This is a genomic window from Sporolactobacillus caesalpiniae (assembly GCF_040513385.1).
In the GTDB taxonomy this organism is placed as follows: Bacteria; Bacillota; Bacilli; order Bacillales; family Sporolactobacillaceae; genus Sporolactobacillus.
The window spans coordinates 54537-69379 of record NZ_JBEVCB010000007.1; the positions used below are offsets into that span (position 1 = coordinate 54537).

The following is a 14843-nucleotide window of genomic DNA, read 5'->3' on the forward strand; positions in this document are numbered from 1 at the left end:
AGATTGAGGTTTAGGCAAAAAATATGCGTTACACTTTTATTAGATAATAAGTTGAAGGGATGGGCAGTGAACATTGACGATGCGATCGTCCAAAAATACTTAAACGGTTCTCCTTCAAAAGACTATGATGACGCATGGATTTTTCACCACATCGAAGAAAATGACTATTTGTTCGAAAAACCGGTTGAGGCAATGAAACCACAAGTTCTCGAGCTTTATCATGATATGCGAGATACGGTACAACATTTTGTTCCCTGCCATAAGCAATTGTGAAATGCGCTGTTTCCTCAGTATCGAGAACGTCTGATCGATTGTACCATTCAGTTGGTAGTTGGTTGTCCTGCACCATATGAAGCCATGGTTCGAGAAAACTCCGAACACCAGGAGGTTAATTTGGCTGAGCCACTACGGCATTGATCGCGCCTAAGAGATCATTCAAGCGATGATGACACATGAGTGTGCCCATCTTTTATTGCATCAGGACTATCCAACAACCTATGCAAAGACCTCCATAGAAAAATTGAGCTACATGCTTTTCGATGAAGGACTCGCCCACACTCTGGCTACAACTAGACAGTTGAGCAATCCTGAGTTGCTTGACCGTAAAGAAGACGCACTCCATTCGTATCGACAAGCGTTACACGAACAAGACCCAGATCGACAACATTCATTACTCATTAATGCCTGCTCCGGTCCCTATTGGAATAAATTTGCTTGCGTTGCCGGCATGTTCCTCTGGGCTGATCTCTATTCCCATTCTGGACTCAACGGTGTGATCGCCGCCTATAAAGAGGGATGGCAAGACTTTTGTCCAATTTAATCGACCCAGTCCGGGCATCCTCGCTATACGCGGCAGATTTTTTCCGCGTCAAAATCTACACCTTTCAGAACCTGATGCTGCTTGAAAGACTTTTGCAGCCCTTGCACTTGAATCGCTGTTCCCATTCCGATATCCTTCTTTTTATTTTGTTTTATTCGTAACCTTTTTCATCGCCTTGTTAATCGCTTGATTAACAGATTCTTGATAGATATCAGCGTACGTTTTTGAATCTTTGATTAAATCATCGCAAAAAGTCGCTACATCTCTTCCAGTCACTTCGAGCACTCCTTTTCCCACGGACGCACCTTCCTCAAAAAGATCGACGATTCCCGAGAGCAAACCCGTACCATCGGTTAGTTCAACCGGGCCGACCTTAAAGAGATACTTTTGAACTTCTTTATAAACAATCTGATAATCCTTCGGGAGTGCTTTGACACGTGCCATGTGCGCCAGCCACTCTTTTTTACCTTCGATAATGTCCTGTATGCTCATTTTATCCTCCTACTTTCTTAATTTTTTGGCGATAGTATTATTGAGTTGTTCACGCCATTTGTCGCGAAAAGATCTTGCTCCTTCTTCGCCGGCAAGCGCTGAACAGAAGCCTTTGATATCGTCACCCAAAACCGCTTGGATACTCTGTCCATCCACTGCCGATTCTTCGAGAAGACCCAGCGCACCATCAAGAATGGGCATGAGGTTGCGACCAGTGAAATTTGAATGTGACCAAAGATTAGTCTTAATTTCGTCCCATGCCGCTTGATAATCAGTCGGAAGCTTTTTGGCTCGCAATTCAAAAGCTTTCATTTCTTTAGTCATGTCACTGCCGGTGACCTTTTCCCAAAAGTTCATTGGTTTCGCTCCTTTAACTCATTCATTTTTGATGATACAAATGCCCATTTTTCCCAGAACTTCCGCAGTTTCTCGTGACCTGCATCGTTGAGTACGAAAAACTTGCGCGGAGGGCCCATATCGGATGGCTTTTTCTCCATATCCACGAGTCCATTTTTCTCAAGTCGTACCAAAATGGTGTACACAGTGCCCTCCACAACATCGGTGAAACCGAGAGCATTCAGGCGCCGCGTAATTTCATAGCCATAGGTTTCTCCGCGACTTATTATTTCGAGGACACAGCCTTCAAGCACGCCCTTCAGCATTTCAGTTAAGTTTTCCAGCATAATCCCTTCCCCGCTATTCATTGCGACTAGTATGTAGTATTACTTACTACCACTATATAGTTACACTAAGTAGGTGATTTGTCAATAACAATTTTTAAGGAGAATCACCCCTCCCGATTTTTGTGCAAAATCAAACCGCCTCCTGCTTGGGAAGGCGGTTTTCAATCTTATCTTATAAGGATACTTGTGACCCATTTTCAAAACGTTTGATCTGTTTCTCTCCGCTGTCCGCCAATTCTCTGAAATGGTTGATTGTTTCGCGCATTTTCGGCAGCGCTACTTGCTTGTAGGCGCTGATTGAGTCGAGCGCGGCGAGCACATCAACAAATGCCGTCTTCAGTGTCTCCACTGAGACTCCGGTTTCCATCGCTTGTTTCTGAATATCTGCACCCTGTTCTTTGAGCATCTTGGATGTTCCTGCAATGAACATGTTCGTTGTCTTGTTCAACGATTCAATTTTACTGAGCACGATTTTTTGATTATACAACGCACTCGCAACCGTAACCGCATTACGCAAAGCAGATAGAGTAACCGTCTTTGCTCGCTCTACTCCCCGAATGAGTTCCTTATTGTTGCGCATGACCACTTCGTAAGCGATAATGCCTTGTTGATTGACGACGAGCATCTGCTGCATATCCATCACGCGTTGCCGCAACGGAAAAAGGATTTCTTCAGTGACAAAGCGCACCTTTTCCGAGTTTTCATCTTCAATCTTGGCTTTCTCTATGCTTGCTTCAATGGATTGATCCATTAATGAACCTAATTCGATATTCGTCTGCAGCTTCTTTGTGATTTCACGCAACGTCTGCTGTTCGAGCAGCAGCGTTTTATTATCGTCGGTTAGTACTCTTTTGCCTTTGTCGAGCGATTCAACAATGTCACCGATGACTGCATCGGCTTTTTGGTACTTTTTAAAGTAAGCGCGCAGCGGATTAAAAAGCTTGCCAAGAAAACCAGTTTTTGTGAAGTCGACAACGCTTGGATCGAGATCTTGCAGCTGCGTTTGCAGTTCCGTTAACCCCTTAGCGACCGCACCGCCTTCGTCACCCGATTTTGAAAGCTTGCCTACAGAAACCTTCAACAGAGAATTTTTGCTTGCTGAACTTCTCAATGTATCCAGGCCAAAGCTTTCAACGGATTGCAACATTTCTGTGCGTTCGCCGAATGAGGTTGTCGCTGTCGGATCAATCTTCACGATCTCAGCAACATTTTTATCTGCTGTTTCTTTGATTTTCTGCATTTCTTCAGATACCGGCTTTACTTGTTCCTCTACTTGAGCCTTAACCTCGTTTTCATTCACCACTTCCATTGAAAATCCCATCGACCGATCCCCTCTCCTTACAACTGTACGTTGAATAGGTTTTTAATTTTATAAATGACATCATCCGTGTCGGCGTTGATTGAAGCTGCTTCATTGATGTTTGAGACTTTTTCGAGATCCTTTAGATTGGCATTGTATCCAATGGTATAAATGGGCATTTTATATGCTTTTATTAAGCCTTTTACTTCATCGAGCGAATGGCCGCCGTTGGTTTCCCCATCAGTTAGGACAAAAATAATTGGTCTTGTATTTGGATTTTTCTTCATTTGGTCCTGAAGCATCCTAATTGCGACAATGATTCCGTCATAGGTTGCTGTCCCTCCACTAGCCTCTAAGCGCTCCACCGCACCAACGAATTTAGACTGTTGTTCAATCGTATACTTGCCGATTGGCAAATTAATTGATACATCATTTGCATAGGACACTAACCCAATGCTGTTCTGTCTTCCGAGATATTTTTGAGATTGCAGTAATGATTTCTTCAATTGATTGAGTGGTGCCCCGCCCATGCTGCCTGAAGTATCCGCGACAAAGACGGCTGAAATTGGTTTTTGAAGATCCTTCTTTTCTTTCCATAGCGCTTGAGCAGATGTAAGCGTCGCGCCGTCTACCCCGCTGTACTCTGATTTGTAATTTGATTCATGATTAAACCCATATTTACTTCCCAATTCCTGATACTTCGTTTGCTTCGAAAAATCAGCGAATTTTTGCAAAATCTGTTTCTTTTCAGATGAGCTATTGCCTAAAGCATACAGCGGGCTGTCATGCCGAACCCCGAACGGCGTGAACGTATAATTTGCTTTGAGATCGGGCGCTTGGCTGAACGTCTGATATTCCATCACAAAACCGTCCAATGTGCCTGATTTTGCCGCATCGCGCATCTGCAAGGTGGTCAGTGCCGTAAACGGAACGTTATTTTGAAATTTTTCAAAGCCGCTGACTGCTTTATTGCCAAGTAAGTTGCCGGCATCGAATGTATGCAGGATACTAATCAATAAATTTAATCCGGTAGAGCTTGCATAGGGATCTGTATAACCCATTGTTAATTCGTTATTTGCCATGGCCTTGATTACCGTTTTAGCGTCAATTTTCCCGTATTTTTTCTTAATCTCATTATACTTTGAATTCTTCAACAAAATCCCAGGAACATTTCCGACCATACTTTTTGAAATCATTTCTGTTTTTACACCGCTTGCCTTTGTCATCTCACCCCAAAGTTCATTCGAGGGTGTGAATCCATCCGGTATATATTTCTTTGATTTGATGTAATCGGTCGCCGTTCCTGATGCGATATTTCTGATCTTTACCGATACACGCTTCCCATCGACCGTTACGTTCGATTTATTAAAATCATCGGCTACTTTATTAATCCAACCATCCGCACCCGTACCCGATTTTTCTGTTGAAGAAAAAATTTCAACATAATCATTAGTCGTGTTTTTCACAGACACATCAAATTTATTAATTGATGGGAGCTCAGACGCAACGTTGGCCGGATTAAGATCAATGCTTCCTTTAATCGCTTTTTCCTTGGTTATGTCAATATCAGAATACATTTTATTCAATATCTTTGCTTTGTTTTTATCCGTAACTTTTACGGGTTTAGAATTTGAGGTCAGCGATACCCCGATAAAAACAATTGCGAACACAACGAGAAGAACAACTGCCCCGAGTCCAATAAACTTGCCCGTATTATTCATTCATAAGCCCCCTCAGAATTCTTGTAATACTTCGTCTGGTTAATCAATTGATTCATTTCCTGCATACAAGGCAGATTGTCAACTTCTGACACATCTACCGTGTTCAAGTTGGAAATTTCCAAAATCAATTTGTCTAAGCTTGTCAGCACTTCTTCATTGATGTTCTTAGATGACTTGACTGAATCAATGTAGTGATTAAATAATTGCATTTTATCTTCCATCACATCTGCTGAAAAATCGTTCGCAGCCCGCTTGATCTTCAAATAGTCTCCTTCGTCAAAGACGCTTACCTTGACAATAATATTTCTAATATTGACGTAGAAGAGTTTCTCAACATCGGAGACAGGAGCCATAAACTTCTGATAACTCAACTCTCCTTCACCAAAGCGATGTGCTAACGTTCTTTTTACCGTTTCTTTTTTCTTCTCTAAGCGCTCTGTTTGAGTTAAGACGGTGTCAATGTCATTACCAAATACCCTACTGTCTTTAAATTCCCTTAACGATTCCAAATAATCTTCTTTTGTTTCCAATTGAGGTATATTTCCCGCACCACGCGGTTTGAAATAGATTAAATACAAGGCAGCGAGAACAACCATCGCACTCGCAACTAATAGAGTGATTCCCAAGGCCGTTTGAAATGCGCTCTCACCGCCAATGGCAACACCCAAAAATCCAGGGGATAAGATGATAATATTGATAATGACAACCCCTGCTAATAGCCCAGAAAATTTCCAAAATCGATTCACTGCGAGTCCCCCATCCTCACTGCTTATTGATGATATTCAATAGCACTTGATTGATGTATTTTTCTTTGCAATGGGAAAAAATGTACTAGAGAAATGCTTGCCAAACAGAACGCAGCTTAAATGCGTCGATGACAATGTTCGAGGAAATGACATCAGTACTGACTTTTACTTATTAGAAGAAAATCAGGAATTCAATCAAAAATTACATGTTGTTGCGCAATTGCTTTCGTGTGCGATCACGAGTCGTGTAGATCTTTTAACTGCTTGATGCACTCGATTAGAAAGAAATGAATGGTCTTCCTTTATTTTACCAGACAATCATGATCTGTTCGCAATAATTTATCTGTTTATTAAAAAAATCTCTTTATTCACAGGCACTCTTGCCCCTCCCAACGCATAACCGAACCCATTTCGGACATAATCACAAAGGAAAAGAATGAGAAGTCAGGAGGGATAGCAATGAAAAAAGAGGAGACACAGGTTGGCGATCTTGTCTATGTCATTTGCCGAAATCCGCACACAGCAACCGCCACATTGATTCAGGAAGCAGAAGTAGTTGAAAATCCGAATAAAAAAGAGGACAAGGTGCTCTCCCTAAATGATATGTACTATGAATTTGCCGAGGATGATGCGGTGTTCCCAACGATCGACGACGCGAAACGCGTATATAAGCAAATATATGATGAAGATTAAGGAGATGCGCAGTACTCATGGTAAAGCCCTTTGTTCCCCAGCTTGTCTACATTGAGCCTCGTGCGTTGGACTACCCACTTGGTCAAACGCTAAAGGATAAATTTGAAAATATGGGGATCGAGATTCGTGAAACGACCTCGCATAATCAAGTACGCAATCTCCCAGGGACTAATGACTTTCAAAAATACCGCAACGCCAAATCAACTTTGGTCGTTGGCGTGAGAAAAACCTTGGATTTTCAAAGTTCCAAACCTTCTGCAGAATATGCTTTGCCGCTTGCAACGGGCTGCATGGGGCACTGTCATTACTGCTACCTACAAACCACCATGGGCTCGAAGCCGTATATCAGAACCTACGTCAACGTCGATGAGATTCTCGAACGCTCCGATCAGTACATGGCCGAACGTGCGCCTGAGATCACACGATTTGAAGCGGCCTGCACCTCGGACATCGTCGGCATTGACCACTTAACCCATTCTCTGAAAAAGGCAATCGAATTTTTTGGCGCGCGCGATTTCGGCGAGCTGCGCTTTGTGACAAAGTTCGCTCATGTGGATCATTTACTAGACGCGCGACACAACGGACGAACCCGGTTTCGTTTCAGCCTCAATGATGCATACGTGATTAAATTTTTCGAAGCAGGAACATCCCGCCTAGTTGAACGGATCGAAGCGGCAAAAAAGGTGTCTGATGCCGGCTATCCGCTCGGCTTTATTATTGCACCTATTTACATTCACGATGGCTGGCAGGAAGGCTACCGTCAGCTTTTTGAGACACTGCATGACCAGTTTCCGGAAAAAACGGCCGTTCCGATCACATTTGAACTCATCCAGCATCGCTTCACCGGTCCGGCCAAACGCGTGATTGAAAAGAATTACCCGAATTCAAAACTGGTCATGAATAAAGACGAACGCCGCTATAAATGGGGACGCTACGGGATCGGAAAATACATCTATCAAAAAGAAGATGAAGCACTTCTGCAAGAAACAATTGAAGGCTACATCCATCACTATTTTCCAGATGCAGAGGTTGCTTATTTTACGTGAAAAAGCACATGACCCGTACTCTTTTCACGGTGCCCTGTGCTTTTTATTCTTTGCGCGTTTTTTAAGTGATGCAATCAAAGCTTTTATCGAGAAGCGCACATCATCACTTAGCCGCTTTCTTTTTTACAAACTCTTTAATAAAGCTGTTTAGTTCTGACGCTGCCTTTGTGGGAATTTGGTGTTTGACGTTTTGAATCCATTTCAGTTCGTTATTCGGCAGGTGTTCATGCAGTATTTTTGCGTAACGAAAAAATCCGTGATCTTGACGCCCAAAAACCAGTAATATCGGCAGTTGAATCTGATTCAATTGACGGGTGCAGGTGTAGGACAGACTGTATTGATAGTACTCGGCCACATTTTTCCCCGATCCTCGTCGTTCTTCCCGCAGCATTTTCCAAAACGAAGAAAGTGTAGCCATATTCGTTCCGGCAATATAGAAACCTAATAGAGAAAGCGCCTTGAAACGTGCGAGTGTCGCTGCCAGAACCAGTTTACTTTTTAATGCCGCGTTGCTGACTTCAGACAGTCCGCTGACAAGGATTCCGCCCAATGCCCGGTTCTGATACTTCAAGAAAAACTCGAGCGCGATTGATCCGCCGGTTGAATAACCGCAGATATAGGCCTGAGGAATGTTCAGATGATCAAGCAAATGCAGCATATCATCCGCGATAAGTGGGTAAGTCAAGACCTCATCTGTTGCTGAACTTCTTCCATGACCGCGTATGTCAAAAGTAATGATCTGATAACGCTTAGATAGTTCCTTCATTTGATTTAAAAAATTGAAATGGGTCAGTAAAGGAGGATGAACGAAAAGAATCGGAATTCCTTGACCTTGAACGTTGTAGTAGAGTTGGCAATCATCTACCTTGAAATAGGACATCGCGGTCACCTCAGAGAAATGAATTGCACCTAATTTCCCCCAAACTGTTTGTTTTTATTCAATTTTTTTGGGGCAATCTGGAATGATGCACCGTGGACACGGCAGACTAGGAGGTAAGGAAGTGATTAAATGAAGCAACCATTATGCATTATTATTCATGGATTCGCCGGAAATCCTTGGGAAGTGGAACCGCTGGCGCACGCGCTCGAACATTCCGGGTTTGAAGTCATCATCCCGCTTTTACCCGGTCACGATCGAGCTAAAAAGCATATGGAAAAAACCACTGCTCTGGACTGGCTGCAAGCGATTGAAAAAATGGTTATACAAGCAAAAGACGCCAAGAAAGAGATTCATCTGATTGGTTTTTCAATGGGTGCGATGATCGCCTCGATTACGGCTTCCCGTTATCCGATCTCGTCTCTGGTCTTGCTTTCTCCAGCTGTTTATGTGCTGACCCCTCATGTCTTCAAAATGAGACTGGATAGATTTCGTCACCGGAAGAAAAGGAGAACGGAAAACTACGATTCGCAATTCACTCAAAAGGTCCCGATTGCCAATGTCTTTCAGTTTCACAAGGTTGTCAGGCAGGCAAAACGAATTTTTCACACCATTCATGTCCCGATGTGTATCATTCACGGTGAACGAGATGAAACGATTGATCCAAAGAGCGCTGAACTGATTTTTCACGCGGCTGCTTCGGAAGAAAAAGAACTGCACTATCTGCCTCATGCACGACATCACATTTGTCAAGGAGACGAGCGTGACAAGGTCATCCGTTTTGTGACAGCATTTCTAAACAAACATTGAACTTTATAAGCCACAGGCATTTGGCTTATAAAAAAACAGGACCTGGGTTCTCAGCATCCTGGATTTTTGTTCGCTTTATTCAATTTATTTTCCAATAGTTAAGAAAACAGATAGACCTTGGCTTCATAGGGTTTTAGCTCAAGCGTTTCGGTGAGCCTGCTTGCTCCATCGTCGGGATAGTTGCTGATTAGAAGTTGCTCCATGCTGTACATTGAAAACTCAGGTAGAGTAACCGTTTCTTTATTATCATAAAAATTGCAGAGTACGAGCAGCGTCTGACCATTCAGAGTACGTTGATAAGCAAAAATATGCGGATGCTCCGGCAAGAGCAACGCGTAGTCACCGTAAACGATGATCTCGTATTTTTTGCGCAGTGCAATCAATTTCTGATAATAATAGAAAATTGATTGTTTGTCTTCGAGCGCTTGCTTCACATTGATCGATGGATAATTGGGATTAACAGCAATCCATGGCGTTCCGGATGTAAAGCCGGCTTGTTCCGAGTCATCCCATTGCATCGGCGTCCGTGCATTATCTCTACCCTTGGCATAAATTGACTGCATGACGTCTTCAGGATTGGCTCCTTGTTCATGGACACGTTCCTGATACATATTCAATGTCTCAATATCCTGATAATCGTCAATGGCTGGAAAACGGACGTTGGTCATTCCGATTTCCTCTCCCTGATAAATATAGGGCGTCCCCTGCATCATATGCAGCAAAGTGCCTAGCATTTTGGCCGATTTCACGCGATATTCTCCGTCATTGCCGAACCGGGAAACAACTCGCGGCTGATCATGATTGTTCCAGTACAGACTGTTCCAGCCCTTTTCGTGGAGTGCCTTCTGCCATTTGCTCAGGTTTTCTTTTAAATCCAATAGATTAAGCGGCTTCAAATCCCATTTTTCTTTTCCTTCTTGCTGATCAAGCCCCATGTGTTCAAACTGAAAAACCATGTTGAGCTCTTTACGGTCCGTGTCGGTATATAGTTGCGCTTTTTCCGGAGTGACACCCGGGCATTCGCCAACGGTCATGATGTCGTACTGAGACAGGACTTTACGGTTCATTTCCTGCAGAAAATCATGAACGCGGGGACCATTCGGATGATACGTTTTATTTTCCGCCGTTCCTTTAACAAAATCGTCGTAAGGCGCAAGGAACTCCTTTTTGGAAATCATATTGATCACATCCATCCGGAATCCGTCAACACCCTTATCCAGCCAGAATTTCATCATCTCAAATACAGAATTCCGGACTTTCGGATTTTCCCAATTCAGATCCGGCTGCTTTTTCGAGAATAGATGAAGGTAATACTCACCTGTGCGTTCATCATAGGCCCATGCCGAACCGCTGAATACAGACGTCCAATCCGTTGGCTGCCCGCCATTTAACGGTGGCCGCCAGATATAGTAATCGCGATAAGGGGTATCCTTTGATTTGCGCGATTCAACAAAGTACGCATGCTCGTCGGACGTATGATTGACGACCAGATCCATAACCAGACGAATGCCGCGTTCATGCATGCCCTGAAGCAGCTCTTCCCAGTCTTCTAAAGTACCGAAATCATCCATGATCTCCCGATAATTGCTGATGTCATAACCATTATCGTCATTTGGCGATTGATAGACGGGAGAAAGCCAGACGACATCGATACCTAATGCTTTCAGATAATCTAGTTTAGACAGAATTCCCTGCAGATCACCGATACCATCGCCATTGCTGTCTTTGAAACTGCGCGGGTAGATTTGATAGACAACACTTTCTTTCCACCAGTTCTTTTCCATAAAAACCACCCTTTCTCTGAGCTAAAGTGATCATTCGTAAACGTTTACGTTAATCCATCAAAAAAAAGAGAAGCGAACCCCTGTTCATACGCACCCTAAAAAAAAACTGGGTCTATTGTCATTGCTTATCACAATTTTTCTCGGTCACGCCTTTGATCGCTCTCTGACCGTTTGCCGCTCAATAATTTGATGCGGCAGAATCCGTCCTTCAATATTTCCTTTACCTTCAATAATGTCGATCAGCATCATACCGCCGACACTTCCGATTTGAAAAAGCGGCTGCCCCACTGTCGTTAACGGTGGAAACGACATCTTTGCAATTTCCAGATTGTCATAACCGATAATTGATAAATCCTCAGGAACACGCAGCCCGGAGGAATATGCTGCTGACAGTGCCCCAACTGCTAGAAAATCGCTGGCTGCAAAGATGGCGGTTAATCCACTGTTTTTACTGAGCAGATCCGGTAATAATCGTTTTCCATCATCAAAATAAAAACTGGGTCCGTAGACAATCTGCTTTTGATTAAAAGAAAGGTTGTGGTCCTGCAATGCTTGGATAAATCCATCGATTCTTGGCTGCCCGGCGATCCGATCCTCTTTATTCCCACTGATCATACCAATTTTCGTGTGTCCCTTAGCGATAAGATAACTGACTGCATGATAAGCAGCCATCCGGTCATCTACTTTCACGTAGGGAATCGAATCGTTCAAAGACTGCGTCGCAAGCAACACAAGCGGAACACCCATTCTGCGAATCTCATCATAATAAGCGTCCTTAAGTACTTCACTGGTAAAAAGCAGCCCATCCACCCGTTTTTCTTTCAAAAGATGCAGGTAATCCATCGTTCGCACACCACTGTTTGCTGTATGACACATGATCACACTATACCCTCTCGTATAGGCTGCATCCTCAACACCTTTTAGAAGCAACGATGAAAACATGCTCGATACATTGGGAACAAGAATCCCCAGCGTTCTCGTTTTTTTATTGATTAAGCCTCTCGCAACAGCATTGGGCTGATAGTTCAAGCTCTTGATCGCTTTGAGCACGCGTTGTTTTGTTTTCAAACTATAACCGGGCTGATCATTCAAGATTCGTGAGACGGTCGCGATGGAAACATTTGCTGCACGTGCAACGTCTTTAATCGTCGCATTCATTAGATCACCTTTTTGTAAACGTTTACTCAAAGGTAAAAATACATACTTTTTTTCACTTTGTCAAGTTTTTTTGAACCGCAAATTTTTGAACCGCAAAACATCCTTTTGATAAATCTTCTAGCTATCTACCGGGCTTCCTTTATGAATTTTTGCTTTAAAAAAGGAGAGATGGTTCCAGATTTTCAGCTTGACATTCTCAAAAAATCAGAATACATTAACAATGTAAACGTTTTACGTAAACGTTTACTATTAATTTGAGATTTTCTTAGCTGCTTTTTCATATCATTCATAAAACCTAGGAGGGTGAATCATGAATAATGTTGTTCCATGGAAAGAACGCATAAGCTATGGTTTAAGTGATACAGCGAGTAATCTCGTATTTGGTTTAATTACCACTTATTTAATGTACTTTTACACAGATGTCTATGGATTAAGCGTTGCGACCGTTGGTACATTGTTTCTTGTAGCCAGAGTGATTGATGCCTTCGATGGACCATTCTTCGGTATTCTTATCGATCGTACCAACACCAAATGGGGCAAAAGCCGTCCTTATTTTCTATGGCTGGCCGTCCCATTCTCCGTTTTGGCTGTTCTTACATTCACGACTCCGGATCTAAGTCCGACAGGAAAAGTCATTTATGCTTATGTCACTTATATCCTTATTGGTATTCTCTATTCAGGGATCAATATTCCCATCACCTCGATCTTACCGAGTCTGACCAGTAACAGCCAAGAACGAACCGTGCTTGGATCTGTACGCTCCATCTGCGGTAACGTGGGCAGTCTCGTTGTATCTGTTGCTGCGCTTCCAATTGTAAGCGTTTTAGGAGGTGGAAACGACAAAAAAGGATTTTTCTTAACGATGATGATCTTTGCTGGTATCGCTCTGGTCATGTTCCTAATCACGTTTAAAAACACGAGAGAACGGGTACAATCCAGCAAAGGTATTGTCCGTTTTAAAGATGGGATTAAAGCGATAAAAGGAAACGTTCCATGGTTTGTGATGATCATCATCAACTTGATTTATTTTCTTGCTTTTACAATTCGGCAGCAAACCACCGTTTATTATTTTAATTATAATCTAAACCGTTCCGACCTGGTTCCAATTGTGATGTCGCTTAGTTTTGTTTCGATGATTTCGATCTTTTTTATCCCGACGATAGCGAAATATATCGGAAAACGCAACACGATGGCTTTAGGGCTTGGACTCGGAATTTTCGGCCAAATGATCACCGGCATTGGTGCTCATGCAAGTAACATTACCGCCGTTATTACCGGAACCATCGTCGTTCAATTAGGGTTTGGGTTCATTTTCGGACTGATGTCGGTGATGCTTGCCGACACTGTTGATTACGGTGAATGGAGGAGCGGCGTACGTGCGCAAGGACTGCTTACATCCGCTTCAAGTTTTGCAGCGAAATTCGGCATGGGCATCGGCGGTGCCGTATCCGCATTGATCATGTCCCATGCAGGCTATACACCTGGGACCGTTCAATCTTCAGCGGCTCTGACTGCAATCGAATTCAATTTTGTCTGGCTGCCGGCCTTCGGCTTTGCCATTGCTGCCCTTGCCTTGTGTTTTCACCATGTTGACAAACACGAGACCCAGATCATTTGCGAGCTCAACAAACATCACCATACCGTCGATGCTTGACGTTAGAAAGGTGCCAATGTTTTGCAGCCATAAACTGTCCAAACCCATTGATATTTATCGGATTTGGACAGTTTTTCTTTTGATAAAAGCTAAATCCAGGGGCAAATATCTTCATTTCCATTCGGTTCGGATCTGATTTTTTCTGGAAATGCAACAACTTCTTCATAGCCATTACTCTGATTCCTTGCTTTTCAAATTTTTTATATCTTTCCCGATTGGTTTTCTTAAAACCTTATTTCTTAGCGCTAAAGCCTGTCGATAATAATCGTGATCAAGCGTTTTGTATTTGATCGTTCTCATCATTTGTTTCCCTGCCCCTTCTTGGATCATACTTTCTGATAACCGTTTCGACAGGATCGCATCTCTTATTTTTCATATCTCTTCTGCAAAAAGTATTGGTTAAATCCCTTTGGATGATTTCACTTTCATCAATTAAGGTGCAGCCCAAATCGAATAAGATCCACTCTTTTGTTTCCAAGACACATCATCCTTTCAACTAAAGTTATGTACATAAACACTTTCCAGTTCTTCTGAGTTAACGAATTGAAATCCGCAGTTCTTTAATACCTTAATCGACCCACTATTTGTCTTGAGCGCGTGAGCAATGATACCTTTACAGTTTGAATTTAAGCGCGCCCATTCCATTAACGTGTTCACCGCTTCGGTCATTAGCCCTTTTCTCCTAAAATTTGGCGACATGCCATAACCAATCTCTGTGTACCCATTTTCATCAGGGGAGCCCTTGAATCCGACTAGGCCGATTCCTTTCATAGTCGCACGGTCAACAATGATCCAATACGTATACCATGGGTGCAGTTCTTCACTAATTTCATTCATTTTGTTAATTTTTTTTATAATTGCCGCCCGAAATGATTCTGAAATGGTTTCAGAGTCAAGTTGGATCTCCATTCGATCTGATTCCTTGTTTTTGATCCGCATAAGGTCATCAATCGACAAAGGTGTTAAAACCAAAACCCTCGACTGCAAATTTGTCGCGTTCACTTCGATTCCTCCTCATACCTATTTTAACTTTTACTACCTTTCCCAAATATAAAGAGA

Annotated in this window: 17 protein-coding genes; 6 read left to right on the forward strand and 11 right to left on the reverse strand. The window is 42.8% G+C overall.

Annotation, left to right across the window (positions count from 1 at the left end):
- Nucleotides 1-66 precede the first annotated feature (66 nt).
- Both ABWW58_RS14470 and ABWW58_RS14475 read left to right on the forward strand, forming a co-directional pair.
- Entirely contained in the window at nucleotides 67-273 is a 207-nt protein-coding gene (locus tag ABWW58_RS14470; protein WP_353869786.1) for a hypothetical protein, read from the forward strand.
- 169 nt (nucleotides 274-442) lie between these two features.
- Nucleotides 443-820 carry a hypothetical protein gene (locus ABWW58_RS14475; RefSeq protein ID WP_353869787.1) on the forward strand — a complete coding sequence of 126 codons (378 nt, stop codon included), beginning with the start codon at nucleotides 443-445 and terminating at the stop codon, nucleotides 818-820.
- Nucleotides 821-961: 141 nt separating this feature from the next.
- On the opposite strand, the gene ABWW58_RS14480 is transcribed toward ABWW58_RS14475, so the two are convergent.
- The 6 genes from ABWW58_RS14480 to ABWW58_RS14505 all read right to left on the reverse strand — a co-directional run bounded on the left by ABWW58_RS14480 (nucleotide 962) and on the right by ABWW58_RS14505 (nucleotide 5762).
- Entirely contained in the window at nucleotides 962-1312 is a 351-nt protein-coding gene (locus ABWW58_RS14480; RefSeq protein WP_353869788.1) for a DUF1048 domain-containing protein, read from the reverse strand.
- Nucleotides 1313-1321: 9 nt separating this feature from the next.
- Entirely contained in the window at nucleotides 1322-1669 is a 348-nt protein-coding gene (locus ABWW58_RS14485) for a DUF1048 domain-containing protein (RefSeq protein WP_353869789.1), read from the reverse strand.
- Entirely contained in the window at nucleotides 1666-1995 is a 330-nt protein-coding gene (locus ABWW58_RS14490; RefSeq protein ID WP_353869790.1) for a PadR family transcriptional regulator, read from the reverse strand. Before ABWW58_RS14490 ends, ABWW58_RS14485 begins: the two co-directional genes overlap by 4 nt.
- Nucleotides 1996-2167: 172 nt before the next feature.
- The gene (locus tag ABWW58_RS14495; RefSeq protein ID WP_353869791.1) at nucleotides 2168-3316 is read right to left on the reverse strand and encodes a toxic anion resistance protein; all 1149 of its coding nucleotides are present in this window, start codon (nucleotides 3314-3316) and stop codon (nucleotides 2168-2170) included.
- A gap of 17 nt (nucleotides 3317-3333) precedes the next feature.
- Nucleotides 3334-5016 carry a VWA domain-containing protein gene (locus ABWW58_RS14500; RefSeq protein ID WP_353869792.1) on the reverse strand — a complete coding sequence of 561 codons (1683 nt, stop codon included), beginning with the start codon at nucleotides 5014-5016 and terminating at the stop codon, nucleotides 3334-3336.
- On the reverse strand, nucleotides 5013-5762 hold the full coding sequence (locus ABWW58_RS14505) for a hypothetical protein (RefSeq protein WP_353869793.1): 750 nt from the start codon (nucleotides 5760-5762) through the stop codon (nucleotides 5013-5015). Before ABWW58_RS14505 ends, ABWW58_RS14500 begins: the two co-directional genes overlap by 4 nt.
- 459 nt (nucleotides 5763-6221) lie before the next feature.
- Between ABWW58_RS14505 and ABWW58_RS14510 the strand changes: the two genes are divergently transcribed.
- Entirely contained in the window at nucleotides 6222-6455 is a 234-nt protein-coding gene (locus ABWW58_RS14510) for a transcriptional regulator SplA domain-containing protein (RefSeq protein WP_093671464.1), read from the forward strand.
- A gap of 17 nt (nucleotides 6456-6472) precedes the next feature.
- Complete coding sequence (splB, locus tag ABWW58_RS14515) at nucleotides 6473-7501, forward strand: spore photoproduct lyase (RefSeq protein ID WP_093671466.1); 1029 nt, start codon at nucleotides 6473-6475, stop codon at nucleotides 7499-7501.
- 103 nt (nucleotides 7502-7604) lie between these two features.
- Here the strand turns inward: splB and ABWW58_RS14520 are convergent, their stop codons facing one another.
- Nucleotides 7605-8381, reverse strand: coding sequence for an alpha/beta fold hydrolase (locus ABWW58_RS14520; RefSeq protein ID WP_353869794.1), 777 nt, complete (start codon nucleotides 8379-8381; stop codon nucleotides 7605-7607).
- A 129-nt stretch (nucleotides 8382-8510) separates the two neighbouring features.
- Here ABWW58_RS14520 and ABWW58_RS14525 point away from each other — a divergent pair, with 129 nt between their 5' ends.
- Complete coding sequence (locus ABWW58_RS14525; RefSeq protein ID WP_353869795.1) at nucleotides 8511-9188, forward strand: alpha/beta hydrolase; 678 nt, start codon at nucleotides 8511-8513, stop codon at nucleotides 9186-9188.
- A gap of 98 nt (nucleotides 9189-9286) precedes the next feature.
- On the opposite strand, the gene ABWW58_RS14530 is transcribed toward ABWW58_RS14525, so the two are convergent.
- Complete coding sequence (locus tag ABWW58_RS14530) at nucleotides 9287-10972, reverse strand: glycoside hydrolase family 13 protein (protein ID WP_353869796.1); 1686 nt, start codon at nucleotides 10970-10972, stop codon at nucleotides 9287-9289.
- Nucleotides 10973-11116: 144 nt separating this feature from the next.
- Nucleotides 11117-12130, reverse strand: a complete 1014-nt coding sequence (locus ABWW58_RS14535; RefSeq protein ID WP_353869797.1) for a LacI family DNA-binding transcriptional regulator — start codon at nucleotides 12128-12130, stop codon at nucleotides 11117-11119.
- Between the two features lie 310 nt (nucleotides 12131-12440).
- Here ABWW58_RS14535 and ABWW58_RS14540 point away from each other — a divergent pair, with 310 nt between their 5' ends.
- A complete protein-coding gene (locus ABWW58_RS14540; protein WP_353869798.1) occupies nucleotides 12441-13784 on the forward strand; it encodes a glycoside-pentoside-hexuronide (GPH):cation symporter in 1344 nt (447 codons plus the stop codon).
- Nucleotides 13785-14055: 271 nt separating this feature from the next.
- On the opposite strand, the gene ABWW58_RS14545 is transcribed toward ABWW58_RS14540, so the two are convergent.
- Both ABWW58_RS14545 and ABWW58_RS14550 read right to left on the reverse strand, forming a co-directional pair.
- Nucleotides 14056-14262: a hypothetical protein gene (locus ABWW58_RS14545; RefSeq protein WP_353869799.1), complete on the reverse strand. Its 207-nt coding sequence runs from the start codon at nucleotides 14260-14262 to the stop codon at nucleotides 14056-14058.
- 14 nt (nucleotides 14263-14276) lie between these two features.
- Nucleotides 14277-14786, reverse strand: coding sequence for a GNAT family N-acetyltransferase (locus ABWW58_RS14550; RefSeq protein ID WP_353869800.1), 510 nt, complete (start codon nucleotides 14784-14786; stop codon nucleotides 14277-14279).
- Nucleotides 14787-14843 lie beyond the last annotated feature (57 nt).